We start from the raw sequence: 26,446 nt of genomic DNA, 5'->3' as shown, positions 1-26,446 counted from the left end.
TTTTACCAAATTAGTCTGGAAACCATAGCATTGTGGCCCCACCTGATCCCATCTCGAACTCAGAAGTGAAACGCAATCGCGCCGATGGTAGTGTGGGGTCTCCCCATGTGAGAGTAGGTCATTTCCAGGCGCCTAATAAGTTTTCACTTATAGTGAGAGCACGTCTACTAACCCTGACAAGTTAGCGACGATAAAAGAATTTAGCATTATGCGTAAGCACTTTGCTAAAGGAGCGGTAGTTCAGTTGGTTAGAATACCGGCCTGTCACGCCGGGGGTCGCGGGTTCGAGTCCCGTCCGCTCCGCCAACACAAAGACGAAAGCCTCTACAGAAATGTAGAGGCTTTTTTCGTTGTGGCGGATAAAACCAAAAGAGCGGAAGTTCAGTTGGTTAGCCTCTTTATGAATAGAAAGCGGCCTGTCTCACGTGCCGAAGGCACATTCGAGTCCCGTCCGCTCCGCCAACATTACGATAAGCCCTAGCAGAAATGTTAGGGCTTTTTCGTGTCTGTTATTTATGGAATAAAAAGATACGAGCAGAGCGGTCACTCTCGACCATCCATGGTCTTCGTGACATTAATGCTTCCATGCATGTCGTCGTTCAGTTGGTTAGGGCTTTTTGTTAGAGATAGTTGGCCTGTCATGCGTGCCGAAGGCATATTCGAGTCCCGTTCGCTCCGCCAACACAAAGACGAAAGCCTCTACAGAAATGTAGAGACTTTTTTCGTTTTGGAATATGTGATTTATAGATGTCGCGGCCGTCCCGTCCAACAGCATCCATGCTTAACTGCCCAGTTCGGCATCTGACTGATATGGATATTGGAAATGTCTAAAAATGTAGGGAACATTTTTGAACATGCCTCGCGTTCATAAGCACATGACTACGTCATATTCACCCTCAAACATTACGATAAGCCCTAACCATTTCTCTACAGAATTAGGTTAGGGCTTTTTCGTATCTGTTATTTAAAAAATTAAAGACGAAAGCCTCTGCACTTTTATCAAAAAATAGGGCAGGCTTTTTTTCGTTGTATTGGAAAAATCTAAGGGCGGTCACTCTCGTAATCCATGGTCTACGTGACATTGGTGCTTCCCTGCACGTCGTAGTTCAGTTGGACTCATGGTGTTCCAGATGCCATTCGGCATACGTAACTCAAAAAAGATGTTTAACTGCATGGTTCGGTCTGATTTTTTTTCGCCTCTATCAACACCGGGTCTTTAAGATATTGACCCGGTAATCACGTAACGATTCTGTTTGATGTCATAATATTTAATAGTATTAGGGCGAGCGTCTCGGTTTTCGTGACGCTATTGTAGGGCTCTTTTTTGGACGACCTCAGACATAGAGAGTCATCATCTTCTGCTACGAACGAGTGTGCATGTCATTGGGTATTTGAGAATCTATATAGTGATTATTTTCCTTACTCTAAATGCGCTACAATGATTCCTTTGCCATAAAACCACAGACTATGTCAGTTAAATCAAATTGCTCGTTAAAACCCTATAATACGTTCGGTGTCGACTACGCCTGTAGTGAATTGATATCGGTAGACACGAAAAGCGAACTAATAAGGTTATGCTCAAAGCTGTTTGCTGAGGGGAAGCCTTATTTGGTATTGGGTGGCGGCAGTAATATTTTATTAACTGAAAACTATCTGGGTACCGTTGTTCAGGTTTGCTCCAAAGGTATCGTCTGCCATGAAGATGATGAGTTTTATTATCTAAATGTGGAAGCCGGTGAAGGATGGCATCGATTAGTTGAATACTGTTTGGCAGCCTCGATGCCAGGGCTAGAAAATCTGGCATTGATCCCTGGGACGGTCGGGGCTGCGCCAATTCAAAATATCGGTGCTTATGGAGTAGAGTTTATGGAGATCTGCGATTGGGTTGAATTTCTCGATCTCCGTGATGGTGAATTAACACGTTATAAGCAGGATGAGTGTCAGTTTGGCTATCGAGAATCTATTTTTAAGGGAGTCTTAAAGGGGATTTCTGTCATCACCAGTGTTGGAATTAAGTTAGCCAAAAATTGGCAACCTAACCTATCATATGGTCCTCTAAAGCGCTTTGAAAACACAGGCGTTACCCCGAAGGAGATTTTTGACTGTATCTGCAGTACTCGTAATGAAAAACTTCCCGATCCAAGGTTGATAGGAAATGCAGGTAGTTTTTTTAAAAATCCAATTATCTCATCTTCGAAATTCCAAGAGTTGATTGAGAAACACCCATCGCTTGTTGGCTATCCTTTGCCTGATGGTTCAGTAAAATTAGCGGCAGGCTGGTTAATTGATAATGCCGGCTTAAAGGGGGCATCTGTTGGTGATGCGGCTGTTCATGAGCAGCAAGCTTTGGTATTAATTAATCGAGGGCAGGCTAGCGGTAAAGATATCCTTAAGCTCGCATTAAAAGTTATAGAGACAATTAAAAACAAATTCGATGTGACTTTAGAAGCCGAACCTAGGGTCATGGGAGCTTATGGAGAGCAGGAGTTAATTGATGATTGAACAATGGGAAAGAAAACGCGCCATCATAGCCACGCTTAACTCCGGAGGCTTTGTGTCTGGTGAGGTCTTGGCTAAGCAAGCGGGAATATCAAGAACTGCGATTGGTAAACACATTTCCGCGTTAGAAGAGTATGGCGTAGAAATCTATAGTGTTAAGGGTAAGGGCTACAAACTTGCTAATGCTATTTCACTCATAGATGAAAAGAAATTAACATCAGCAATTAATCAACGTTGTTTTTATTTCGATGAAATCTCGAGCACTAATGCATTTCTCCTTAAGAACGTCGATGAGCTTAACTCTGGTGATATCTGTGTAACAGAATATCAATCGGCCGGCAGAGGAAGACGTGGAAGGACTTGGGTTTCTCCCTATGGATGTCACCTTTATTGTTCAATGTACTGGAACTTATCTCAAGGGATGGCGCAGGCGGCGGGCTTAAGTCTTGTCGTTGCCTGTTCTTTAGTAAAGACATTGGAGTCGTTCAAGATCGAGGGTCTAGGTGTCAAGTGGCCTAATGATATTTACCTTAATGACAGGAAACTTGCCGGCGTATTGATAGAGATGAATGGGCAGGCGGATAGCCATTGTCACTTGGTCATCGGAATCGGGATAAATGTTTCCATGTCTGATACTCAGGGTGAGAAGATTGATCAACCTTGGAGTGACTTGTCACTTCAGGACCCAAGTTTGAATAAGACCGACTTGATGGTGGCCCTGCAGAAACAATTGCATCAAGACCTTATCGAATTCGAATCTCATGGGATGAGAGTCTTCTTACCAAGGTGGCAAGAGATAGATATCTTTTATGGTAAAGAGGTCAAGTTATTGATGGGAGAAAACCAGGTGCTTGGTATCTGTCGCGGAATCGATGAGACTGGAGCTATTCTACTCGATACAAATAATGGGTTAGAAGCCTTTGTTGGCGGTGAAATAAGTTTAAGAAGCGCTGTTTAGCGCTTCTGGCTACCTATTACTTTCGCAACAAAACTTGGCTCATCAAGTGATCGCATCCTTTCTGCAGGATCAGATGTGCACGATCGCGAGTGGGCTCGATATTTAATTTCAAATTGGGTCCGTTAATGCTGTCCCAAATATTGGCAGCAATTGTTTCTGCTTCGTTATCGGCCAAGTTTGAATAGTGATGAAAATAGGATTTTTCATCACTGAAAGCACCACCGCGAAATTGTAAAAACCGATCGATATACCACTTCTTCAGCAATTGTTCCTCTGCATCGACATAGATTGAGAAGTCGACAAAATCTGATACGAATGGCTGTTGAATTCCTACCGCCGAATCCTGTCCCGATTGTAAAACATTCAACCCCTCTATGATTAGGATATCTGGCTGTTCGATGGCTTGGTAATCATCTGTAATTCGGTCGTAGCTGATATGCGAATAAAGTGGTGATTTGACGTGTTCATTTCCCGCTTTGACATTGGAGATGAATTCAACCAGCATCTTCATATCATAACTTTCAGGGAAGCCTTTTCTCTGCAATAAACCGCGACGCTTGAGTTCAGCAAGCGGATAAAGGAATCCATCGGTGGTGACGAGATCGACTCTTGGGTGCTCAGGCCACTGGCTGAGTAGAGCCTGAAGAATACGTGCGGTCGTGCTCTTACCAACCGCAACACTGCCGGCGATACTTATAATGTAAGGACGCTTGGGGGGCTTTCGACCTAAGAACTCGTTGAGCACTAAGCCTCTTTTTTGCTTTGCACCCACAATTAGGTTGAGTAAACGGCTAAGTGGGAGATAGATATCGGTGACCTCAGTCAAAGAGAGCTTCTCATTTATACCCCTAAGATCAGCAAGTTCAGGCTCGTTGAGTGTTAAAGGTACCGATTCCCTTAATCCTGCCCACTGTGATCTGTTGAATCCCAGATACAGTGCATTGTGAATTGGATTTTCGGATGTCATTGGTTTTCTCCCTGTGAGGAGGCACAGTACACTAACAAATTATCTCGAACAATATTAAAGCTGACTTTCAGCGAGATGTTTATGCATACTCGGTTTGCGTGCTGCAAAAACAAACGCAAAGCTGTTTTTGTAACCAAAAAGGCAGGTATTAAGGCTTTTTTTCATTTTTTTTCGATTTTGCTATTGCACTCTAGCCGACATTTCCATAATATCCGCTACCGAAATGACACGCCGGCATAGCTCAGTTGGTAGAGCAACTGACTTGTAATCAGTAGGTCCCGAGTTCGACTCTTGGTGCCGGCACCATTTCTCTGGAGGGGTTCCCGAGTGGCCAAAGGGATCAGATTGTAAATCTGACGGCTCAGCCTTCGAAGGTTCGAATCCTTCTCCCTCCACCATTTTCTAGGTAGTTAGGTAACCTGAAGTAGGTTGCGCGGATGTCGTATAATGGTATTACTCCAGCCTTCCAAGCTGATAACGCGGGTTCGATTCCCGCCATCCGCTCCAATTTTCGCTGACAGTGCTCTGACTTGATGAGCACGCCCTAAAGGGTTAGGTTCTAAGATTCTGCCCTTCAGTGCCAGCCACTTTCAAACATCCTAATTACAGACAACAATAATTGATTCGATGACATTTATGCATCGGATTTTTTGTTATATGTAGGTTTCATCACCAAGATATCTGATTGGGGCAATACCATGGCTAAAGAAAAATTTGAACGTAATAAACCACATGTAAACGTGGGTACCATCGGTCACGTTGACCATGGTAAAACAACTCTAACTGCTGCTATCTCTTCAGTTTTAACGAAGACTTACGGTGGTGAAGTTAAAGACTTCGCACAGATCGATAACGCTCCAGAAGAGCGTGAGCGCGGTATTACAATTAATACCTCTCACATCGAATATGACACTCCTGCTCGTCACTACGCACACGTAGATTGTCCTGGTCACGCCGATTATGTTAAAAACATGATCACTGGTGCTGCACAGATGGACGGCGCGATTCTAGTAGTTGCTTCTACAGATGGTCCAATGCCACAAACACGTGAGCACATTCTGCTTTCACGTCAGGTTGGCGTACCATTCATCATCGTATTCATGAACAAATGTGACATGGTTGACGATGAAGAGCTTCTTGAGCTTGTAGAGATGGAAGTTCGTGAACTTCTTTCTGAATATGACTTCCCAGGTGATGACCTACCAGTTATCCAAGGTTCTGCGCTTAAAGCCCTTGAAGGCGAGCCAGAGTGGGAAGCTAAGATTCTTGAGCTTGCAGAAGCACTAGATACTTACATTCCAGAGCCAGAGCGTGCTATCGATGGTGCATTCATCCTTCCAATCGAAGATGTTTTCTCAATCTCAGGCCGTGGTACTGTAGTAACTGGTCGTGTAGAGCGCGGTATCATCAAAGTTGGTGAAGAAGTAGAAATTATTGGTATCAAAGATACTACTAAGACTACTTGTACTGGTGTTGAAATGTTCCGTAAGCTTCTTGACGAAGGTCGTGCTGGCGAGAACTGTGGTGTTCTTCTACGTGGTACTAAGCGTGAAGATGTTGAGCGTGGTCAGGTTCTTGCTGCTCCTGGTTCAATCACTCCACACACAACTTTCAAGTCAGAAATCTACGTTCTGTCAAAAGAAGAAGGTGGACGTCACACTCCATTCTTCAAAGGCTACCGTCCACAGTTCTACTTCCGTACAACTGACGTAACCGGTACTATCGAATTGCCAGAAGGCGTAGAGATGGTAATGCCTGGTGACAACGTTGCTATGACTGTTACGCTAATCTGCCCAATCGCGATGGATGAAGGTTTACGCTTCGCTATCCGTGAAGGTGGTCGTACTGTTGGTGCTGGTGTTGTAGCTGAGATTGTTGCTTAATAGCGACTAATCTGAGAAGACACTAAAGAAAAGGAAGCTTCGGCTTCCTTTTTTTGTTTTTTTATATGCTATGTTGATCCAAGGTCGCTAGTGTTCTTGCTTCGTAGCCGGAATAAGAATACAATCTATGGCCGATTTTTGACCCTCTGAGCTTAGGTTAGGTGTTTAGAGTAGCAAGTTGGATTTTAATGGGTTGATGGATTTGCAGAAATTCAAACAGCCGATCACAAGCTCAGGTCGTAGTGAGTAACGGAATTAACCGATGACAACAAATACTGAAAGCCAGGGTAATTCTCTGGATATTGTAAAGTGGGCCCTAGTCGTTATCTTATTGTCTGCCGCCATTGTCGGCAATCAGATGTATAGCGAAACCAGTGTGTTGGTTCGTGCAATAAGTGTAGTAGTAGCTTTCGTTATTGCAGGATTTATTGCGCTTCAAACTGAGAAAGGTAAGCAAGCGCTTGTTTTTGCTCGTGAAGCACAAATTGAAGTACGTAAGGTAGTTTGGCCTACGCGTCAAGAAGCGCTTAATACAACATTTATTGTATTAGCCGCGACCGGTATTCTAGCGTTGATCCTTTGGGGTATGGACGCTGTATTGCTGAGAATTGTCAATTTTATTACAGGCGTATAGGCACTTCATATGACTGAAGCAACTGAAGCTAAAAAAAGATGGTATGTAGTCCAGGCATTTTCTGGTTATGAAGGTCGTGTGCTTAAGACTCTGAATGAATACATTCAGATGCACAACATGGAACACTACTTTGGCGAAATTCTTGTTCCTACTGAAGAAGTAGTTGAGATGAGAGCCGGTCAGCGCCGTAAGAGTGAGCGTAAATTCTTCCCAGGCTATGTATTAGTCCAGATGGAAATGAATGACGAAAGTTGGCATCTGGTGAAGAGCATCCCACGTGTGATGGGCTTCATCGGCGGTACTTCAGATCGTCCTGCTCCAATCTCTGACAAAGAAGCTGATGCGATCCTTCAGCGTCTTGAAGAGACTGTTGAGTCTCCGACGCATCGCGTTATGTTTGAACCAGGTGAAGTCGTTCGTGTTACTGACGGCCCATTTGCTGACTTCAATGGTACCGTTGAAGAGGTTGATTATGAAAAGAACCGCGTTAAGGTTTCTGTCATGATCTTCGGTCGTTCGACTCCGGTTGAGCTAGACTTCGGTCAGATCGAAAAAAGCTGATTAATTTAAATACAAAAAGTATTTGGACTGGGTGCTGATTTGTTGTAAAATCCGCACCCATTATTTTCGGGGAGCTAACTGGCATGTTGTCGGTGGCGTTTGAACCCATACTGAGGAAATACTCATGGCTAAGAAAGTTGATGGTTACATCAAACTACAAGTAGCAGCCGGTGCTGCAAACCCGTCGCCACCAGTCGGCCCTGCATTGGGTCAGAAAGGTGTTAACATCATGGAATTCTGTAAAGCATTCAATGCTCGTACTGAAAAGTTCGAGAAAGGCATGCCAATTCCAGTAGTTATCACTGTATATACTGATCGCTCTTTCACTTTTGAAACTAAGACGCCACCAGCATCTTTCCTACTGCTTAAAGCAGCAGGTCTGAAATCAGGTTCTGGTCGTCCTAACACTGAAAAAGTGGGAACTATCAAGCGTAGCGCAGTTCAGGAAATTGCTGAAACTAAAGCTACTGATATGACTGGTGCTGATATTGAAGCGATGACTCGCTCAATTGAAGGTACTGCGCGTTCAATGGGTTTGGTAGTAGAGGATTAATATAATGGCAAAGCTAACTAAACGCGCTCGCTTGATTCGCGAAAAAGTAGAAGTAACTAAAAACTACGACATCAATGAAGCTGTTGCACTACTTAAGGAACTAGCTACTGCTAAGTTCGTTGAGAGTGTTGATGTAGCGGTTAACCTAGGTGTTGATCCACGTAAATCTGACCAAAACGTTCGTGGCGCAACAGTGCTACCACACGGTACAGGTCGTGACGTTCGTGTTGCTGTGTTTACACAGGGCGCTAACGCTGAAGCTGCTACTGCTGCTGGTGCAGAACTTGTCGGTATGGACGAGCTTGCTGCACAAGTTAAAGCTGGTGAAATGAACTTCGACGTCGTTATTGCTTCTCCTGATGCAATGCGCGTAGTTGGTCAGCTAGGTCAAATCTTAGGCCCACGTGGTCTAATGCCTAACCCTAAGACTGGCACTGTAACACCAAACGTTGCTGAAGCAGTTAAGAACGCTAAAGCTGGTCAGGTTCGTTACCGTACAGATAAGAACGGTATCATCCACACTACTATCGGTAAAGTGGACTTCGAAACTGCTAAGCTAAAAGAAAACTTGGAAGCACTTGTTGCGGCACTAGTGAAAGCTAAGCCTGCTGCAGCTAAAGGTGTTTTCTTGAAGAAAATTAGCATCTCGACCACTATGGGCGCAGGTGTTGCAGTCGACCAGAGTACTCTGGAAGACGCTAAGTAATTTTACAAGGTTAGCGCATTAGTCTATAATGCGCGCACCTTGTGGGTTGAGGTCTATAATTTAGCCATTTATATGGTCAAATCTTAGACTTCCGTCCAAGACCGTAGGTGTCGGCCTAATGGCTGACTTAATCTCCTACGTAGACGGTGTCGGACCCCAGATAGATTTTGTTCTGCTGGATAAGCACCGTAAGTCGTTAAACATTTAGGTGTTTAACATGGTAATTACTAGGGAATCCCCTAGATAGAATCCAGGAGTAAAGCCAATGGCATTAGGACTCGAAGACAAAAAAGCGATTGTTGCTGAAGTCAACGAAGCTGCCAAAGGTGCTTTATCTGCAGTTGTAGCCGATTCACGTGGCGTAACTGTAGGTGAGATGACCGGTCTGCGTAAAGCAGCTCGCGAAGCAGGAGTGTACATCAGAGTTGTACGTAACACTCTTGTTAAGCGCGCTGTTGAAGGTACTGATTTTGAGTGCCTTAACGAGACGTTTACTGGTCCTACTTTAATTGCATTCTCTAACGAGCACCCAGGTGCTGCAGCGCGTCTTCTTAAAGATTTCGCCGCTCAACAAGAGAAATTTGAAATTAAAGCAGCAGCCTTTGAAGGGGATTTAATCCCTGCAGCCGATATAGATCGCTTAGCGAAACTGCCAACATACGACGAAGCAATAGCTCAGTTGATGATGACAATGAAAGAAGCATCTGCTGGCAAGCTGGTACGTACACTGGCCGCCCTTCGCGATCAAAAAGAAGAAGCAGCTTAAGTTTATACTTAGCTGCTTAAATTCAGAACAATAGGAATTTTTTGTTATGTCTATCACTAAAGACGATATCTTAAACGCTGTTGCAGAAATGTCTGTAATGGAAGTTGTTGAACTAATCGAAGCAATGGAAGAGAAGTTCGGCGTATCTGCTGCTGCTGCTGTTGTTGCTGGCGGTGCTGAAGGCGGTGCTGCTGCTGCTGAGCAAACTGAATTTGACGTTATGATGACTTCGTTCGGTGAGAACAAGGTTAAAGTAATTAAAGCTCTTCGTGGCGCTACAGGTCTTGGCCTGAAAGAAGCTAAAGCTATGGCTGAATCTGCTCCAGTAGCAGTTAAAGAAGCTATCACTAAAGAAGAAGCTGAAGCTCTAAAAACTGACCTTGAAGAAGCTGGTGCTTCTGTAGAGATCAAGTAAGTTATAATTTAACTTACTAAGCCCGAGTAATCGGGTGAAGGCTGGCGGTTTTTTAACCGTCGGCCTTTTTTGCGCTGTAAGCGTAGGCGATTTTTTTTTCACCGTTTGTCGCCAGATTATGCAGTTCCTAACAGAGATTACTGGTTAGGTTCTTGCCATCAACGGTGATGGGCAAACGTGCTGTTTCAATCAAATGATTGTTTCAGTCTTGGTCACATCTCGCAATCAGAGGAAACCCATGGTTTACTCCTATTCTGAAAAGAAGCGTATTCGCAAAGACTTTGGTAAACGTCCACAAGTTTTGGATATTCCTTATCTTTTGTCTATACAGTTGGACTCATTCAAAAAGTTCACCGATCAAGATCCTACCGGTGAGCGTGGTTTTGAGGCCGCTTTCCGTAGCGTTTTTCCCATCAAAAGCTTTTCTGGTAACTCAGAGCTACAATATGTTAGCTATAAGCTAGGTGAGCCTGTTTTTGATGTGAAAGAGTGTCAAATTCGCGGTGTTACATACTCCGCACCACTACGCGTTAAATTGCGTATGGTGTTGTATGACCGTGAAGCGGCACCTGGCACAGTTAAAGACATTAAAGAACAAGAAGTCTACATGGGTGATATCCCCATGATGACTGACAACGGTACCTTTGTTATCAATGGTACTGAGCGTGTTATTGTATCTCAGTTACACCGTTCACCTGGTGTTTTCTTCGATCACGACCGCGGCAAGACCCACTCATCTGGTAAGGTGCTTTATAACGCACGTATTATTCCTTACCGTGGTTCTTGGTTAGATTTTGAATTCGATCCTAAAGATGCTCTGTTTGTTCGTATTGACCGTCGTCGTAAACTTGCGGCTTCTATCATTCTGCGTGCATTAGACTATTCTACTCAGGATATTCTGGATCTGTTCTTCGATCGCGTTAATTTTAAGATCAAGAAAGATTCATTAGTGATGGATCTAGTTGCAGAGCGCCTACGTGGTGAGACTGCTAGCTACGATATCAAAGATTCTGAAGGTAGCATTCTTGTTGAGAAAGGGCGTCGCATTACTGCACGTCATATTCGTCAGCTTGAAAAGACTAATACTACAGAACTTGAAGTACCGGTTGACTACATCTCTGGTAAGATCTCTGGTCAGGATTACATCGATCCGGATACAGGTGAAGTGTTAGTTTCAGCGAACGCTGAGATAAGCCTTGAAGATCTAGCTAAATTATCATTGGCTGGCATTAAAGAGATAAGCACACTGTATATCAACGAGCTTGATAACGGTGCTTACATGTCAGATACGCTGCGTATCGATTCTACGACTAACCGCTTAGAAGCGTTAGTTGAGATCTATCGTATGATGCGTCCTGGCGAGCCACCAACCAAAGATGCTGCCGAAGCCCTATTCCAGAACTTGTTCTTCAGTGAAGAGCGTTATGACCTATCTAAAGTTGGTCGTATGAAGTTCAACCGTCGTTTAAGCATTGATGACGACGAAGGTACAGGCATCCTATCTAAGGAAGATATCGTTGCAGTTATGAAAAACATCATCACTATCCGTAATGGTAATGATGAAGTTGATGATATCGATCACTTGGGTAACCGTCGTATCCGTAGTGTTGGCGAAATGGCTGAAAACCAATTCCGTGTAGGTCTAGTTCGTGTTGAACGTGCCGTACGTGAGCGTTTAAGCCTAGGTGATCTTAATGAGCTAATGCCTCAAGATTTGATCAACGCTAAACCAATCTCTGCAGCAGTTAAAGAGTTCTTCGGATCTTCACAACTGTCTCAGTTTATGGATCAAAACAACCCACTTTCAGAAGTGACTCACAAGCGCCGTATTTCGGCTCTTGGTCCAGGTGGTTTGACTCGTGAACGTGCTGGTTTCGAAGTTCGAGATGTACACCCAATTCACTACGGTCGTTTATGTCCAATTGAGACCCCTGAAGGTCCAAACATTGGTCTAATTAACTCGTTAGCAAGTTTTGCACGTACAAACTCTTACGGCTTCCTTGAAACACCTTACCGCAAGGTTATTGATGGTGTTGTGACTGATCAGGTCGATTACCTGTCAGCAATCGAAGAAGGTCGTTACGTTATCGCACAGGCAATCGTTGATCTTGATGAAAACGGTCGCATGATGGACGAGCTCATCGCTTGTCGTCATAAAGGTGATTCCACCTTTATGGGTGCTGGTGACATTCAATATATGGATGTATCGCCGCAGCAGATCATTTCAGTTGCAGCGTCACTGATTCCGTTCCTGGAACACGATGATGCTAACCGAGCCTTGATGGGTGCGAACATGCAACGTCAAGCTGTACCAACACTAAGAGCTGATAAGCCATTAGTCGGTACAGGTATTGAGCGTACATTGGCAGTAGATTCTGGTGTTGTAGTTGCTGCTAAACGTGGCGGTTATGTCGATTATGTCGACGCTAGCCGTATCGTCGTTAAGGTTAACGAAGCTGAGCTTACTCCTGGTGAAGCTGGTATCGACATCTACAACTTGACTAAATACACGCGCTCTAACCAGAACACCTGTATTAACCAACGTCCTTGTTGTTCGATGGGTGATCCGGTTGTTCGTGGTGACGTTTTAGCCGATGGCCCATCTACCGATTTAGGTGATTTGGCTCTTGGTCAGAACATGCGTATCGCGTTCATGCCTTGGAATGGTTACAACTTCGAGGATTCAATCCTCATCTCTGAGCGTGTAGCTATGGAAGATCGTTTCACGACTATCCATATTCAGGAGCTTTCATGTATCGCTCGTGATACTAAGCTAGGTAGTGAAGAGATCACAGCCGATATTCCAAACGTTGGTGAGTCTGCGCTTTCTAAGCTGGATGAATCAGGTATCGTTTATATCGGTGCTGAAGTTAAGGGTGGTGACATCCTAGTTGGTAAAGTGACGCCTAAGGGTGAAACTCAACTGACTCCGGAAGAGAAACTCCTCCGAGCTATTTTCGGTGAGAAGGCCTCTGATGTTAAAGACAGTTCACTTCGCGTACCTAACTCAGTTAAAGGTACTATCATCGACGTCCAGGTATTTACCCGTGATGGCGTTGAGAAAGATAAGCGTGCTGTTGAAATTGAAGAGATGCATGTCGGTCAAGCTAAGAAAGATTTGAGCGAAGAGTTCCAGATCCTCGAAGAGGGTGTTTATGGACGTGCACGCAACCTTCTACGCAATGCAGGCTTTACCGAAGATCAGTTAGCTGCCATTCCGCGTTCTCAGTTATTGGTTCAAACCATTGACGATGAAGCTAAGCAAACGGAACTGGAACAACTTGCCGAGCAGCATGACGAACTAAGAGCAGATTTCGATAAGAAGTTTGAAGTTAAGCGTCGTAAGATCACTCAAGGTGATGATTTAGCACCTGGCGTACTTAAGATTGTTAAGGTTTACCTTGCAGTTAAACGTACTATCCAGCCTGGTGATAAGATGGCTGGTCGTCACGGTAACAAGGGTGTTATCTCTAAGATTAACCCTGTTGAAGACATGCCTTACGATGAGAATGGTAACCCAATTGACATCGTTCTGAACCCACTAGGTGTACCATCTCGTATGAACATCGGTCAGGTTCTAGAGGTGCACATGGGGGCTGCTGCTAAAGGTATCGGTGATCGCATCACTGCTATGCTGGAAGAGCAACGTGAACTGGCAGAGCTTCGTGGTTACATCAAAGAGGTTTACGAGCTTGGTGACGATGTGCAACAGCGCGTCGACATCAATTCGTTCAGCGATGATGAAGTACTGCGTCTTGCTAAGAACCTTAAGGGTGGTATCCCGATTGCGACTCCAGCATTCGATGGTGCAAAAGAGAAAGAAATTAAGGAGATGCTAGCCCTTGCTGGTCTTCCTACTTCTGGACAACGCACCTTGTTTGATGGTCGTACCGGTGATGAATTTGAGCGTAAGGTAACCGTTGGTTACATGTATATGCTTAAACTGAACCACTTGGTTGACGATAAGATGCATGCTCGTTCTACGGGTTCATACAGCCTTGTTACTCAGCAACCATTGGGTGGTAAAGCTCAGTTTGGTGGTCAGCGTTTCGGTGAGATGGAAGTTTGGGCACTAGAAGCATACGGTGCCGCATATACGCTTCAGGAAATGCTCACTGTTAAATCTGATGACGTTAACGGTCGTACTCATATGTATAAAAACATTGTCGACGGTAACCACCAGATGCAACCAGGTATGCCAGAGTCCTTCAATGTACTATTGAAGGAGATCCGTTCACTCGGTATTAATATCGAGTTGGATCAAGACTAAATCTAGGTTTACCTAGTTTGGCAATAAATTGGTGCTCCGCTCAAGCGGGGCACCCGGTTTAACTCCTTCAGGAGAGAAACGTGAAAGACTTATTAAAGTTTCTGAAACAGCAAAGCAAGACCGAAGAGTTTAACGGCATTAAGATTGGCCTAGCGTCGCCAGATCTAATCCGTTCTTGGTCATTTGGTGAAGTTAAGAAGCCAGAAACCATTAACTACCGTACCTTTAAGCCTGAGCGTGAAGGCTTATTTTGTGCACGTATTTTTGGTCCAGTAAAAGATTATGAATGTTTATGCGGTAAGTATAAGCGTCTTAAGCACCGTGGTGTGATCTGTGAAAAGTGTGGCGTTGAAGTTACACAGACTAAAGTACGTCGTGAGCGTATGGGTCACATCGATCTCGCTAGCCCAGTAGCCCATATCTGGTTCTTGAAGTCATTACCGTCTCGTATCGGTTTAATGCTGGATATGACTCTGCGTGATATCGAACGCGTACTTTACTTCGAATCTTTCGTTGTAATCGAGCCTGGCATGACCAGCCTCGAACGCGGCCAGATGTTGACAGAAGAAAACTACCTGGATGCACTCGAAGAGTACGGTGATGAGTTTGAAGCTAAGATGGGTGCAGAAGCTGTTCTAGAACTGCTACGTGCTATCGAGCTTGAAAAAGAGATTGAGATGATGCGCGAAGAGTTGCCATCAATCAACTCAGAGACTCGTCGTAAGAAGATCACTAAGCGTCTTAAGCTTGTTGAGGCATTCTTCCAATCGGGCAACAAGCCTGAGTGGATGATCCTTAAAGTCTTGCCGGTTCTTCCACCAGATCTTCGTCCTCTGGTACCACTCGATGGCGGTCGTTTTGCTACGTCTGATCTGAACGACCTTTATCGTCGTGTGATCAACCGTAATAACCGTCTTAAGCGTCTGTTAGATCTAGCTGCGCCAGATATCATCGTACGTAACGAAAAGCGTATGTTGCAAGAATCTGTCGATGCGCTATTAGATAACGGTCGTCGTGGTCGTGCAATCACGGGTTCTAACAAGCGTCCGCTTAAATCTTTGGCCGATATGATCAAAGGTAAGCAAGGTCGTTTCCGTCAGAACTTGCTAGGTAAGCGTGTGGATTATTCTGGTCGTTCGGTAATTACCGTAGGTCCAACACTTCGCTTACATCAGTGTGGTCTTCCTAAGAAGATGGCACTCGAGCTATTTAAACCTTTCATCTATGGCAAGCTAGAAGGTCGTGGTCTTGCTACTACGATTAAAGCTGCTAAGAAGATGGTTGAGCGTGAAGTTCCTGAAGTTTGGGATGTTCTTGACGATGTTATTCGTGAACACCCGGTAATGCTCAACCGTGCACCAACACTGCACAGATTGGGTATTCAAGCGTTTGAGCCTGTATTGATTGAAGGTAAAGCTATTCAGCTTCATCCTTTGGTTTGTGCGGCCTACAACGCCGACTTCGATGGTGACCAAATGGCTGTACACGTGCCGCTAACGCTGGAAGCTCAGCTAGAAGCACGTTCGCTTATGATGTCAACCAACAACATCCTTTCGCCAGCAAACGGCGAGCCGGTTATCACACCGTCACAGGATGTTGTATTAGGTCTGTATTACACCAGCCGTGAGTGTGTTAACGGTAAAGGTGAGGGCATGGTGTTTGAGTCTATCGATGAAGTCGAAAAGGCTTATCGTACTAAGTTCGCTGCAATCCATGCTCGCATAAAAGTACGTATCACTGAAACTAATATCGATGAAAACGGTGAGCGTTCAGAATCTCGTCGTATCGTTGATACAACGGTTGGTCGTGCACTGTTGTCTCGTATTCTACCGAAAGGTTTGTCATATGATCTGGTTAACCAGAACATGGGCAAGAAGCAGATTTCTAAGCTATTGAATACTTGTTACCGTCAACTAGGTCTTAAAGATACCGTTATCTTTGCAGATCAATTGATGTATGCCGGTTTCCATTATGCGACTGTATCGGGTGCCTCTGTAGGCATCAACGATATGGTTATTCCAGATGAGAAGTACACGTTAGTTGCTGACGCTGAAGCGGAAGTTCTTGAGATTCAAGAGCAGTTCCAATCGGGTCTGGTTACCGCCGGTGAACGTTATAACAAGGTCATCGATATCTGGGCAAGTGCCAACGAGAAGATCTCTAAGGCCATGATGGAAAATCTGTCTACCGAGACAGTGATTAACCGTGATGGTGAAGAGGAGGAGCAAGAGTCATTCAACAGCATCTATATGATGGCTGACTCGGGCGCTCGTGGTAGTGCTGCACAGATTCGTCAGTTGGCAGGTATGCGTGGTCTGATGGCTAAGCCGGATGGCTCTATCATCGAAACGCCGATTGTGGCGAACTTCCGTGAAGGTCTAAACGTATCTCAGTACTTTATCTCTACTCACGGTGCGCGTAAGGGTCTTGCCGATACGGCACTTAAGACAGCTAACTCGGGTTACTTGACTCGTCGTCTTGTAGACGTTGCACAGGATCTCGTGGTTATCGAAGATGACTGTGGCACCTTCGAAGGTCTGACAATGAAGCCCCTCATCGAGGGTGGTGATGTTGTTGAGCCATTGCGTGAGCGTGTACTTGGTCGTGTTGTTGCTATCGATGTGATGTATCCAGGTACTGAGAAGGTACTTGCACCTCGTAACACTCTGCTTGATGAAGCATGGTGTGACTTGTTGGAAGAAAATTCAGTCGATGAAATGATCGTACGTTCAGTCATTAGCTGTAATACCGATTTCGGTGTTTGTAAAGCCTGTTATGGTCGTGATTTGGCTCGTGGTCATATCATCAACCAAGGTGAAGCTATCGGTGTTGTTGCTGCTCAGTCAATCGGTGAGCCAGGAACACAGCTAACGATGCGTACCTTCCACATTGGTGGTGCGGCATCTCGAGCTTCAGCTGAGAACAACGTTCAAGTTAAGAACGCTGGTACTGTTAAGCTGCATAATGCTAAGCACGTGACTAACAGCGTAGGCAAGTTAGTTATCGTTTCTCGTTCATCTGAGGTTGCGATTATCGATGAGCTAGGCCGTGAGAAAGAGCGTTATAGAGTTCCTTACGGTACGGTTCTGGAAAAACTTGAAGATGCACCAGTTGCTGCCGGTGAAATCATCGCTAACTGGGATCCGCATACTCACCCAATCATCTCTGAGGTTGCGGGTAGTATCAAGTTCGTCGATATGATCGATGGTGTCACTATGACACGTCAAACCGATGAGCTGACAGGTCTTTCTTCAATCGTGGTTATGGAAGTGGGTCAACGCCCTACTGCCGGTAAAGAGATGCGTCCGGCGATTCGTCTGGTTGGTGCCGATGGCAACGACTTGATGATCCCAGGAACAGAGGTTCCTGCGCAATACTTCCTGCCAGCTAACGCGATTGTGAACCAAGACGATAATGCACAGATTAACGTTGGTGATGCGCTAGCACGTATTCCGCAAGAATCGTCAAAGACTCGTGATATTACCGGTGGTCTGCCACGCGTTGCCGACTTGTTCGAAGCGCGTAAGCCAAAAGAGCCTGCTATTCTTGCTGAATACTCAGGAACTATCTCGTTTGGTAAAGAGACTAAAGGTAAGCGTCGTCTTCTAATCACGCCAGCTGATGGTGGAGAAGTTTATGAAGAGATGATTCCTAAGTGGCGTAACCTGAACGTGTTCGAAGGTGAAAAAGTCGAACGTGGTGAGGTTATTGCTGATGGACCAGAAGCCGCACATGACATCTTACGTCTCCGTGGTATTCATAAGGTTGCTAACTACATCGTTAATGAAGTCCAAGACGTATATCGTCTACAGGGCGTAAAGATTAACGATAAGCATATCGAAGTGATTATTCGCCAGATGCTGCGTAAGTGTCTAATCACTAACGCAGGTGATAGTCAGTTCCTTGCTGGTGAACAGGCTGAAGTGGCTCGTGTTAAGATCGCAAACCGCGAACTTGAAGCACAAGGCAAGCAACCTGCAACCTTCGAACGTGAGCTTCTTGGTATTACCAAGGCATCTCTGGCTACAGAGTCATTTATCTCTGCAGCATCGTTCCAGGAAACCACACGCGTACTGACCGAAGCGGCGGTGGGCGGTAAGAGTGATCCGCTACGCGGTCTTAAAGAGAACGTGATTGTTGGTCGTCTTATCCCTGCGGGTACTGGTTATTCATATCACCAGAAACGTAATGCAGCAGCTGCAGCCGGTACAACTACCGAAGCGGCACCTGCAATTAGCGCAAGCGAAGCGGAACAGAACCTGGCAGATCTTCTAAATCTTGCCGGAAGTTCAGATTAATTTTGTGCTAAAACGTAAGTAAAATGTTAAAAAGGCGCCTTTGGCGCCTTTTTTTTACTTATTATCGGTTAAAAGTTGTCTATTTCTTGACAGAATGCCATTACCTTTCTAAAATTTCGCGTCCCACACCTGTGGGATATAGATTTTTCACACCTTACTGTTGAGTTTATCAACTGATTCGGAGCTATACATGGCAACTGTAAACCAGTTGGTACGTAAGCCACGCGCGCCAAAAGTCGACAAGACTAATGTGCCTGCGTTGGATGCGTGTCCACAAAAACGTGGTGTTTGTACTCGCGTATATACAACCACACCAAAAAAACCTAACTCTGCACTACGTAAAGTAGCTCGTGTGCGTCTTACTAACGGTTTCGAAGTTACTTCGTACATCGGCGGTGAAGGCCACAACCTGCAGGAACACAGTGTAATCCTAATCCGTGGTGGTCGTGTTAAAGACTTACCTGGTGTGCGTTACCACACTGTTCGTGGCGCTTTAGACTGTGCTGGCGTAAGTGAACGTCGTCAAGGTCGTTCTAAGTACGGAGCTAAGCGTCCTAAGTCTTAACGTTTTCCGTTAAGTAAGGCCAAGCTAGATTATATTGAGATTCCAGTTTTGGGGTCCCTGAAGCATACGGAGAAATTGTTATGCCAAGACGTCGCGTTGTAGGACAACGTAAAATCCTACCAGATCCAAAGTTTAATAGTGAGTTGTTGGCTAAGTTCATCAACGTCATTATGCAGGACGGCAAAAAGTCGACTGCAGAAAAGATTATTTACAAGGCACTTGATACCGCTTCTGAAAAGAAAGGCGAAGATCATTTAGTGATCCTTGAAGCAGCACTTGAAAATGTTCGCCCATCAGTCGAGGTTAAGTCTCGTCGTGTTGGTGGTTCTACTTACCAAGTACCATGTGAAGTACGTCCAGTACGTCGTAATGCACTGGGCATGCGTTGGTTAGTTGAAGCTGCACGTAAGCGTGGTGAAAAATCTATGGCTCTACGTCTAGCCGGTGAATTGCTAGACGCTTCAGATAACAAAGGTACTGCTGTTAAGAAGCGCGAAGACGTGCATCGTATGGCAGAAGCAAACAAAGCGTTTGCTCATTACCGCTGGTAATCTGATGGAGCTGGCATTTGCCAGCTCCATATTCTACATATCTAAGGCATTTGCCTTAGTTGAGAGGGTTTAAACGTGGCTCGTACAACTCCGATTGAGCGCTACCGTAATATTGGTATATGTGCTCATGTTGACGCAGGAAAAACCACAACAACAGAACGAGTTCTGTTCTACACCGGTGTATCTCATAAGATCGGTGAAGTTCATAATGGCGCAGCCACTATGGACTGGATGGAACAGGAGCAGGAGCGTGGTATAACCATTACTTCTGCGGCAACAACTACGTTCTGGCGCGGTATGGAAGCACAGTTTGCTGAGCACCGTATCAACATCATCGATACACCAGGCCATGTTGACTTCACCATTGAAGTTGAACGTTCGCTACGTGTTCTTGATGGCGCAGTTGTTGTGTTCTGTGGTTCATCGGGTGTTGAACCACAATCTGAGACTGTTTGGCGTCAAGCTGATAAATATCATGTACCACGTATTGTATTCGTCAATAAGATGGATCGAGCGGGTGCTGATTTTGAAAGTGTTGTCGAGCAGATCCGTAACCGTCTGGGAGCGACTTGTGTACCGATTCATCTGAATATTGGTGCAGAAGAGGAGTTTAAAGGTGTTATCGACCTGATTAAGATGAAGGCCATAAACTGGTCTGAAGTTGATCAAGGTGCGACCTTTACCTATGAAGATATTCCTGTTGAGCTAGCCGATAAAGCAGCCGAAATGCGTGAATATCTCGTTGAAGAAGCCGCTGAAGCCTCTGATGAGCTGATGGAGAAATACCTTGAAGAAGGTGAACTATCAGAAGAAGAGATTAAATCAGCACTTCGTCAACGGACTCTAGCTAACGAAATCGTACTTGCTACCTGTGGTTCTGCATTCAAGAACAAAGGTGTGCAAGCGGTTCTCGATGCTGTTATTGATTACTTGCCATCTCCTGTCGAAGTGCCTGCAATTAAGGGTATCGACGAGAAAGATCAAGAGACAGATCGTCCAGCGGACGATAATGCCCCTTTTTCTGCCTTGGCATTTAAAATTGCGACAGACCCGTTTGTTGGAACATTGACCTTTATGCGTGTTTATTCGGGCGTATTGGAAACTGGTTCCGGCGTTTATAATTCGGTTAAGCAGAAGCGGGAACGAATCGGTCGTATGGTGCAGATGCACGCAAACGATCGCCAAGAGATCAAAGAAGTACGTGCTGGTGACATCGCGGCTGCCATTGGTCTTAAGGACGTGACTACCGGTGATACACTTTGCGATGCAGATCATAAAGTTATTCTGGAACGTATGGAGTTCCCTGAGCCAGTAATTACGATTGCTGTGGAGCCAAGATCTCAAGCCGATGAGCAGAAAATGGGAATTGCGTTGCAAAAACTTGCAGCAGAAGATCCCTCTTTCCGTGTCGAAACTGATCCAGAATCAGGCCAGACACTTATCTCTGGCATGGGTGAGCTACACTTAGATATTATCGTCGACCGCATGCGTCGCGAATTTAGTGTCGAGTGTAACGTAGGTAAACCTCAAGTTGCTTATCGTGAGACTATTCGCTCTAGTGTAGAAGTCGAAGGTAAATTTGTACGCCAGTCAGGCGGACGCGGCCAATTCGGTCATGTTTGGTTGAAACTGGAACCTCAAGAAGAGGGCTTTGGGTACGAGTTTGTCAACGAGATTGTTGGTGGTGTTGTTCCAAGAGAATACATACCTGCAGTAGATAAAGGTATTCAAGAGCAGATGAAGAGCGGCGTTTTAGCTGGCTTCCCTCTCTTGGATGTAAAGGTCACTTTGTTTGACGGCTCATACCATGATGTCGATTCGAATGAAATGGCCTTTAAAGTTGCTGGTTCGATGGGCTTTAAGAAGGGTGCTCTAGAAGCTGACCCTGTACTGTTAGAACCGTGCATGAAAGTCGAAGTTACAACACCTGAAGATTATATGGGTGATGTGGTCGGAGACTTGAACCGTCGTCGTGGATTGATCGAGGGTATGGATGACGGCATTGCCGGTGTCAAGCTCGTTCACGCGACAGTACCTTTATCTGAAATGTTTGGTTATGCAACAGATTTGCGCAGCGCATCTCAGGGGCGCGCTTCATACTCTATGGAGTTTTTGAAGTACTCTGATGCACCGCAAAACATTGCTAAAGCGATTATGGAAGCTCGTGGCTAAAAGCTCGGCTTGTCATATTTGTATAAATTAATTGCTATTGCTCGGTTATAGCCGAGCATTTCTGAAAAGAAAGGAATATATCGTGGCTAAAGAAAAATTTGAACGTAATAAACCCCATGTAAACGTTGGTACTATCGGACACGTCGATCATGGTAAAACAACTCTAACTGCTGCTATCTCTTCAGTTTTAACGAAGACTTACGGTGGTGAAGTTAAAGATTTCGCACAGATCGATAACGCTCCAGAAGAGCGTGAGCGCGGTATTACAATTAATACCTCTCACATCGAATATGACACTCCTGCACGTCACTACGCACACGTAGATTGTCCTGGTCACGCCGATTATGTTAAAAACATGATCACTGGTGCTGCACAGATGGACGGCGCGATTCTAGTAGTTGCTTCTACAGATGGTCCAATGCCACAAACACGTGAGCACATCCTGCTTTCACGTCAGGTTGGCGTACCATTCATCATCGTATTCATGAACAAATGTGACATGGTTGACGATGAAGAGCTTCTTGAGCTTGTAGAGATGGAAGTTCGTGAACTTCTTTCTGAATATGACTTCCCAGGTGATGACCTACCAGTTATCCAAGGTTCTGCGCTTAAAGCCCTTGAAGGCGAGCCAGAGTGGGAAGCTAAGATTCTTGAGCTTGCAGAAGCACTAGATACTTACATTCCAGAGCCAGAGCGTGCTATCGATGGTGCATTCATCCTTCCAATCGAAGATGTTTTCTCAATCTCAGGCCGTGGTACTGTAGTAACTGGTCGTGTAGAGCGCGGTATCATCAAAGTTGGTGAAGAAGTAGAAATTATTGGTATCAAAGATACTACTAAGACTACTTGTACTGGTGTTGAAATGTTCCGTAAGCTTCTTGACGAAGGTCGTGCTGGCGAGAACTGTGGTGTTCTTCTACGTGGTACTAAGCGTGAAGATGTTGAGCGTGGTCAGGTTCTTGCTGCTCCTGGTTCAATCACTCCACACACAACTTTCAAGTCAGAAATCTACGTTCTGTCAAAAGAAGAAGGTGGACGTCACACTCCATTCTTCAAAGGCTACCGTCCACAGTTCTACTTCCGTACAACTGACGTAACCGGTACTATCGAATTGCCAGAAGGCGTAGAGATGGTAATGCCTGGTGACAACGTTGCTATGACTGTTACGCTAATCTGCCCAATCGCGATGGATGAAGGTTTACGCTTCGCTATCCGTGAAGGTGGTCGTACTGTTGGTGCTGGTGTTGTAGCTGAGATTGTTGCTTAATAGCGACTAATCTGAGAAGACACTAAAGAAAAGGAAGCTTCGGCTTCCTTTTTTTATGTCTGGAAATTACTGGACAGAAAACTGGTAATTCAAGTTTATATTCGTATAATAGCCACCACTTTATTGAATTCCATCTATTTGATGCTAATTCAATCAATGGGGTTGATCTGAAGCTTTAAATCAGTATAATACCCCTTCGCCTTAACCATTAGGCGAAATTACGTAGTTAGGCTATAGGTCTAACACAAAAAAACAGCGACTCCGATTGTGAGTCGAACGGTTAAATCATCTCGCTCTGCGTTCCCATTGGAAGTGCAAGAGGGTGATTTTTTATGTGTCCATTTTAGGAGCTCTGGTCAATGCAGAACCAAAGAATCCGTATCCGCTTAAAAGGATTTGATCATCGTTTGATCGATCAGTCTACTGCGGAAATCGTTGAAACTGCTAAGCGTACAGGCGCACAGGTTCGTGGTCCAATTCCACTACCAACGCGTAAAGAACGTTATACCATTTTGACTTCTCCACACGTTAATAAAGATGCGCGTGATCAGTACGAACTTCGTACTCACAAACGTCTAGTTGACATCGTTGAGCCAACTGAAAAGACTGTAGATGCACTTATGCGTCTTGATCTTGCGGCTGGTGTTGACGTTCAAATTAGCTTGGGTTAATAAGAGGTTTTCGAGATGGCTATCGGTCTTATCGGTCGTAAAGTGGGTATGACTCGCATCTTCGGTGAAGATGGTGTGTCTATTCCAGTTACAGTAATTGAAATCGCTTCTAACCGTGTTACTCAGGTGAAAACCTTGGAAACTGACGGTTACCGCGCACTTCAAGTTACTACTGGTACCAAAAAAGCTAATCGCATCACTAAACCAGAAGCAGGTCACTTTGCTAAGGCAGGCGTTGAAGCCGGTCGTGGTTTGTGGGAAGTGCGTTTGGCAGATGGTGAAGGCGAAAGCATTGAAGTTGGTGCTGAGCTAAATGTTGATATCTTCGCTGACGTAGCGAAAGTTGATGTTACTGGTCAATCTAAAGGTAAGGGCTTCCAAGGCGGTATTAAGCGTTGGAATTTCCATGCACAAGACATGACACACGGTAACTCACTGGCACATAGATCCAACGGTTCTATCGGTCAAAACCAGACACCTGGTCGCGTTTTCAAAGGTAAGAAAATGTCAGGCCACATGGGTGCAGAGCGTGTTACAACGCAGAATCTAGACGTTATACGTGTAGATGCAGAGCGTAACTTGCTACTGGTTAAGGGTGCTGTTCCGGGAGCCACAAATGGCAACCTGATCATCAAACCTGCCGTTAAAGCTTAGGTCTGAGGAGATAGTAATGGAATTGGTATTGAAAGACGCACAAAGTGCTCTGGAAGTTTCCGAAACTACCTTCGGCCGTGACTTTAATGAAGCACTGGTTCATCAGGTAGTTGTAGCTTATGCTGCAAACGCACGTCAGGGCACTCGTGCTCAAAAGACTCGTGCGGAAGTTATTGGCTCTGGCAAAAAGCCATGGCGCCAAAAAGGTACTGGCCGTGCACGTGCCGGTACTGTTAAAGGCCCGATCTGGCGTGGCGGTGGCGTAACATTCGCTGCTAAAGCTCAAGATCACAGCCAAAAAGTAAACAAGAAGATGTACCGCGGAGCGCTGAAAAGCATATTCTCTGAATTGGTACGTCAAGACCGTCTAATCGTAGTCGAGTCATTTAGCGTTGAAGCTCCTAAAACTAAAGAGTTGAAAGCTAAACTAGCTGCTATGAATCTAGAAGACGTGTTGATCGTTACTCCAGAAATTGACGAGAACTTGTTCTTGGCTGCTCGCAACTTGTACAAAGTTGACGTTCGTGACGTAGCTGGTATCGATCCAGTAAGTCTGATCGCATTCAACAAAGTACTAGTAACTGCCGATGCTGTTAAGCAAATCGAGGAGATGCTGGGATGATCAGTCAAGAACGTTTGCTAAAAGTTATTCTTGCACCACATATCTCTGAAAAGAGTACTGTTTGTGCAGAAAATGACAACACGGTAGTTTTCCGTGTAGCTATCGACGCAACTAAAGCTGAAGTTAAGGCTGCAGTCGCTCAATTGTTCGAAGTTGAAGTTGATTCAGTTCGCACTCTAGTTAACAAAGGTAAGACCAAGCGTACCGGTGCCCGTATGGGTCGTCGTGTAGATTGGAAAAAAGCCTACGTGACTCTAGCTGACGGTGCTGAAATCGATTTCGTCGGCGCTGAGTAAGCAAAGGAGAATTATCATGGCAATTATTAAGTGTAAGCCAACTTCTGCCGGTCGTCGCCACGTTGTTAAAGTGGTGAATACTGACCTGCATAAGGGTAAACCTTTTGCTGGCCTGTTGGCGAAAAAATCTAAAAGTGGTGGCCGTAACAATACTGGCCGTATCACTGTTCGCCACATAGGTGGTGGACACAAGCAGCATTACCGTATTATGGATTTTAAACGAATCAAAGACGGTATCCCTGCAAAAGTTGAGCGTTTGGAATATGATCCAAACCGCACAGCAAACATCGCACTTGTTTTGTATGCTGATGGTGAGCGTCGTTATATCCTTGCAGCTAAAGGCATGCAAGCTGGAGATCCAATCCAGTCTGGTATCGATGCGGAAATCAAAGTGGGTAACGCTTTGCCATTACGCAACATCCCAATAGGTAGTGTTGTACACGCAGTTGAAATGAAGCCTGGTAAAGGTGCTCAGATCGCTCGTTCAGCAGGTACCTATGTACAAGTTGTAGCTCGTGATGGCGAATACGCTACTCTACGTCTTCGCTCTGGCGAAATGCGTAAAGTACCAGTAGACTGCCGCGCGACATTGGGTGAAGTTGGTAATGCCGAGCATATGCTACGCCAGTTAGGTAAAGCAGGTGCTAAACGCTGGAGAGGCGTACGCCCAACAGTTCGTGGTGTTGCAATGAACCCAGTAGATCATCCCCATGGTGGTGGTGAAGGCCGTACTTCGGGTGGCCGTCATCCAGTATCTCCAACGGGTGTTCCAACTAAGGGTTATAAGACTCGTAGTAACAAACGCACCGACAAGTACATTGTACGTCGTCGCAATAAAAAGTAAGAGGATTCGCCATGCCACGTTCTCTCAAGAAAGGTCCATTCATTGACCTACACTTGCTGAAGAAGGTAGAGAAAGCGATGGAAGCGGGAGACAAGAAGCCTATTAAGACTTGGTCTCGTCGCTCTATGATCATCCCTAATATGATTGGGTTGACCATCGCTGTCCATAATGGTCGTCAGCACGTACCTGTGTTCGTAACTGACGAAATGATCGGCCACAAGCTTGGTGAGTTTTCACCAACTCGCACTTATCGCGGCCATGCTGCAGATAAGAAAGCGAAGAAGCGTTAATACG

General features: G+C 45.2%; 22 protein-coding genes, 4 tRNA genes and 1 rRNA gene. 26 read left to right on the top strand and 1 reads right to left on the bottom strand.

Going from position 1 to position 26,446, the window contains the following annotated elements:
• Window positions 1–14 precede the first annotated feature (14 nt).
• From rrf to birA, 4 genes are all read left to right on the top strand, one after another.
• Window positions 15–130, top strand: a 5S ribosomal RNA gene (rrf, locus tag EKG38_RS23255).
• Window positions 131–229: 99 nt separating this feature from the next.
• Window positions 230–306: transfer RNA gene (locus EKG38_RS23250), tRNA-Asp, on the top strand.
• Between the two features lie 1,161 nt (window positions 307–1,467).
• Window positions 1,468–2,502: a UDP-N-acetylmuramate dehydrogenase gene (gene murB / locus EKG38_RS23245; RefSeq protein ID WP_126523285.1), complete on the top strand. Its 1,035-nt coding sequence runs from the start codon at window positions 1,468–1,470 to the stop codon at window positions 2,500–2,502.
• Window positions 2,495–3,457, top strand: coding sequence for a bifunctional biotin--[acetyl-CoA-carboxylase] ligase/biotin operon repressor BirA (gene birA, locus EKG38_RS23240; RefSeq protein WP_126523284.1), 963 nt, complete (start codon window positions 2,495–2,497; stop codon window positions 3,455–3,457). The genes murB and birA overlap by 8 nt, the downstream gene beginning before the upstream one ends.
• A gap of 16 nt (window positions 3,458–3,473) precedes the next feature.
• Here birA and coaA read toward each other — a convergent pair whose 3' ends face one another.
• Window positions 3,474–4,424, bottom strand: coding sequence for a type I pantothenate kinase (coaA, locus tag EKG38_RS23235; protein ID WP_126523283.1), 951 nt, complete (start codon window positions 4,422–4,424; stop codon window positions 3,474–3,476).
• A gap of 230 nt (window positions 4,425–4,654) precedes the next feature.
• Here coaA and EKG38_RS23230 point away from each other — a divergent pair.
• The 22 genes from EKG38_RS23230 to rpsS all read left to right on the top strand — a co-directional run bounded on the left by EKG38_RS23230 (window position 4,655) and on the right by rpsS (window position 26,442).
• Window positions 4,655–4,730, top strand: a tRNA-Thr gene (locus EKG38_RS23230).
• 7 nt (window positions 4,731–4,737) lie between these two features.
• Window positions 4,738–4,822: transfer RNA gene (locus EKG38_RS23225), tRNA-Tyr, on the top strand.
• Between the two features lie 35 nt (window positions 4,823–4,857).
• Window positions 4,858–4,931: transfer RNA gene (locus EKG38_RS23220), tRNA-Gly, on the top strand.
• 191 nt (window positions 4,932–5,122) lie between these two features.
• Window positions 5,123–6,307 (top strand): elongation factor Tu, encoded by a 1,185-nt coding sequence (gene tuf / locus EKG38_RS23215; RefSeq protein WP_126523274.1) that lies wholly within the window; start codon window positions 5,123–5,125, stop codon window positions 6,305–6,307.
• A gap of 262 nt (window positions 6,308–6,569) precedes the next feature.
• Window positions 6,570–6,941 (top strand): preprotein translocase subunit SecE, encoded by a 372-nt coding sequence (gene secE / locus EKG38_RS23210; protein ID WP_126523282.1) that lies wholly within the window; start codon window positions 6,570–6,572, stop codon window positions 6,939–6,941.
• A gap of 9 nt (window positions 6,942–6,950) precedes the next feature.
• Window positions 6,951–7,502, top strand: a complete 552-nt coding sequence (gene nusG / locus EKG38_RS23205) for a transcription termination/antitermination protein NusG (RefSeq protein ID WP_012144660.1) — start codon at window positions 6,951–6,953, stop codon at window positions 7,500–7,502.
• A gap of 124 nt (window positions 7,503–7,626) precedes the next feature.
• Window positions 7,627–8,055 carry a 50S ribosomal protein L11 gene (gene rplK / locus EKG38_RS23200; RefSeq protein ID WP_012144659.1) on the top strand — a complete coding sequence of 143 codons (429 nt, stop codon included), beginning with the start codon at window positions 7,627–7,629 and terminating at the stop codon, window positions 8,053–8,055.
• A gap of 4 nt (window positions 8,056–8,059) precedes the next feature.
• Window positions 8,060–8,761, top strand: a complete 702-nt coding sequence (gene rplA / locus EKG38_RS23195) for a 50S ribosomal protein L1 (RefSeq protein ID WP_126523281.1) — start codon at window positions 8,060–8,062, stop codon at window positions 8,759–8,761.
• Window positions 8,762–9,026: 265 nt separating this feature from the next.
• Complete coding sequence (rplJ, locus tag EKG38_RS23190) at window positions 9,027–9,527, top strand: 50S ribosomal protein L10 (protein WP_126523280.1); 501 nt, start codon at window positions 9,027–9,029, stop codon at window positions 9,525–9,527.
• 46 nt (window positions 9,528–9,573) lie between these two features.
• Complete coding sequence (gene rplL / locus EKG38_RS23185) at window positions 9,574–9,942, top strand: 50S ribosomal protein L7/L12 (RefSeq protein WP_126523279.1); 369 nt, start codon at window positions 9,574–9,576, stop codon at window positions 9,940–9,942.
• A 238-nt stretch (window positions 9,943–10,180) separates the two neighbouring features.
• Window positions 10,181–14,212, top strand: coding sequence for a DNA-directed RNA polymerase subunit beta (rpoB, locus tag EKG38_RS23180; protein WP_126523278.1), 4,032 nt, complete (start codon window positions 10,181–10,183; stop codon window positions 14,210–14,212).
• 80 nt (window positions 14,213–14,292) lie between these two features.
• Window positions 14,293–18,510 (top strand): DNA-directed RNA polymerase subunit beta', encoded by a 4,218-nt coding sequence (rpoC, locus tag EKG38_RS23175; protein WP_126523277.1) that lies wholly within the window; start codon window positions 14,293–14,295, stop codon window positions 18,508–18,510.
• A 190-nt stretch (window positions 18,511–18,700) separates the two neighbouring features.
• Window positions 18,701–19,075, top strand: a complete 375-nt coding sequence (gene rpsL, locus EKG38_RS23170) for a 30S ribosomal protein S12 (RefSeq protein ID WP_012144653.1) — start codon at window positions 18,701–18,703, stop codon at window positions 19,073–19,075.
• An 80-nt stretch (window positions 19,076–19,155) separates the two neighbouring features.
• Window positions 19,156–19,626, top strand: a complete 471-nt coding sequence (gene rpsG / locus EKG38_RS23165; protein ID WP_126523276.1) for a 30S ribosomal protein S7 — start codon at window positions 19,156–19,158, stop codon at window positions 19,624–19,626.
• A gap of 75 nt (window positions 19,627–19,701) precedes the next feature.
• Window positions 19,702–21,798 carry an elongation factor G gene (gene fusA, locus EKG38_RS23160; RefSeq protein ID WP_126523275.1) on the top strand — a complete coding sequence of 699 codons (2,097 nt, stop codon included), beginning with the start codon at window positions 19,702–19,704 and terminating at the stop codon, window positions 21,796–21,798.
• A gap of 82 nt (window positions 21,799–21,880) precedes the next feature.
• Window positions 21,881–23,065, top strand: a complete 1,185-nt coding sequence (gene tuf, locus EKG38_RS23155; protein ID WP_126523274.1) for an elongation factor Tu — start codon at window positions 21,881–21,883, stop codon at window positions 23,063–23,065.
• Between the two features lie 359 nt (window positions 23,066–23,424).
• Entirely contained in the window at window positions 23,425–23,736 is a 312-nt protein-coding gene (gene rpsJ / locus EKG38_RS23150) for a 30S ribosomal protein S10 (protein WP_005503530.1), read from the top strand.
• 15 nt (window positions 23,737–23,751) lie between these two features.
• Window positions 23,752–24,390: a 50S ribosomal protein L3 gene (gene rplC / locus EKG38_RS23145; protein ID WP_126523273.1), complete on the top strand. Its 639-nt coding sequence runs from the start codon at window positions 23,752–23,754 to the stop codon at window positions 24,388–24,390.
• Window positions 24,391–24,406: 16 nt separating this feature from the next.
• Window positions 24,407–25,012 carry a 50S ribosomal protein L4 gene (rplD, locus tag EKG38_RS23140; RefSeq protein WP_126523272.1) on the top strand — a complete coding sequence of 202 codons (606 nt, stop codon included), beginning with the start codon at window positions 24,407–24,409 and terminating at the stop codon, window positions 25,010–25,012.
• Window positions 25,009–25,308 carry a 50S ribosomal protein L23 gene (rplW, locus tag EKG38_RS23135; protein WP_012144647.1) on the top strand — a complete coding sequence of 100 codons (300 nt, stop codon included), beginning with the start codon at window positions 25,009–25,011 and terminating at the stop codon, window positions 25,306–25,308. Before rplD ends, rplW begins: the two co-directional genes overlap by 4 nt.
• A gap of 16 nt (window positions 25,309–25,324) precedes the next feature.
• Window positions 25,325–26,152, top strand: a complete 828-nt coding sequence (gene rplB, locus EKG38_RS23130; protein WP_126523271.1) for a 50S ribosomal protein L2 — start codon at window positions 25,325–25,327, stop codon at window positions 26,150–26,152.
• 11 nt (window positions 26,153–26,163) lie between these two features.
• A complete protein-coding gene (rpsS, locus tag EKG38_RS23125) occupies window positions 26,164–26,442 on the top strand; it encodes a 30S ribosomal protein S19 (protein ID WP_006083596.1) in 279 nt (92 codons plus the stop codon).
• Window positions 26,443–26,446: the final 4 nt, after the last annotated feature.

Source organism: Shewanella canadensis (genome assembly GCF_003966225.1).
Taxonomy (GTDB): domain Bacteria; phylum Pseudomonadota; class Gammaproteobacteria; order Enterobacterales; family Shewanellaceae; genus Shewanella; species Shewanella canadensis.
Note: the sequence above shows the minus strand (reverse complement) of the source record. Positions and strands in the feature narration are given on the sequence as shown.

Bases quoted from the DNA above. Each gene is read 5' to 3' on its own strand.
- rplK (WP_012144659.1), top strand. From the start codon at position 7,627: ATGGCTAAGAAAGTTGATGGTTACATCAAACTACAAGTAGCAGCCGGT.
- nusG (WP_012144660.1), top strand. From the start codon at position 6,951: ATGACTGAAGCAACTGAAGCTAAAAAAAGATGGTATGTAGTCCAGGCA.
- rplW (WP_012144647.1), top strand. From the start codon at position 25,009: ATGATCAGTCAAGAACGTTTGCTAAAAGTTATTCTTGCACCACATATC.
- rplC (WP_126523273.1), top strand. From the start codon at position 23,752: ATGGCTATCGGTCTTATCGGTCGTAAAGTGGGTATGACTCGCATCTTC.
- rpsJ (WP_005503530.1), top strand. From the start codon at position 23,425: ATGCAGAACCAAAGAATCCGTATCCGCTTAAAAGGATTTGATCATCGT.
- tuf (WP_126523274.1), top strand. From the start codon at position 5,123: ATGGCTAAAGAAAAATTTGAACGTAATAAACCACATGTAAACGTGGGT.
- coaA (WP_126523283.1), bottom strand. From the start codon at position 4,424: ATGACATCCGAAAATCCAATTCACAATGCACTGTATCTGGGATTCAAC.
- rpsG (WP_126523276.1), top strand. From the start codon at position 19,156: ATGCCAAGACGTCGCGTTGTAGGACAACGTAAAATCCTACCAGATCCA.
- rplB (WP_126523271.1), top strand. From the start codon at position 25,325: ATGGCAATTATTAAGTGTAAGCCAACTTCTGCCGGTCGTCGCCACGTT.
- murB (WP_126523285.1), top strand. From the start codon at position 1,468: ATGTCAGTTAAATCAAATTGCTCGTTAAAACCCTATAATACGTTCGGT.
- rpoB (WP_126523278.1), top strand. From the start codon at position 10,181: ATGGTTTACTCCTATTCTGAAAAGAAGCGTATTCGCAAAGACTTTGGT.
- rplJ (WP_126523280.1), top strand. From the start codon at position 9,027: ATGGCATTAGGACTCGAAGACAAAAAAGCGATTGTTGCTGAAGTCAAC.
- rpsS (WP_006083596.1), top strand. From the start codon at position 26,164: ATGCCACGTTCTCTCAAGAAAGGTCCATTCATTGACCTACACTTGCTG.
- rpsL (WP_012144653.1), top strand. From the start codon at position 18,701: ATGGCAACTGTAAACCAGTTGGTACGTAAGCCACGCGCGCCAAAAGTC.
- rplA (WP_126523281.1), top strand. From the start codon at position 8,060: ATGGCAAAGCTAACTAAACGCGCTCGCTTGATTCGCGAAAAAGTAGAA.
- rplL (WP_126523279.1), top strand. From the start codon at position 9,574: ATGTCTATCACTAAAGACGATATCTTAAACGCTGTTGCAGAAATGTCT.
- rplD (WP_126523272.1), top strand. From the start codon at position 24,407: ATGGAATTGGTATTGAAAGACGCACAAAGTGCTCTGGAAGTTTCCGAA.
- birA (WP_126523284.1), top strand. From the start codon at position 2,495: ATGATTGAACAATGGGAAAGAAAACGCGCCATCATAGCCACGCTTAAC.
- secE (WP_126523282.1), top strand. From the start codon at position 6,570: ATGACAACAAATACTGAAAGCCAGGGTAATTCTCTGGATATTGTAAAG.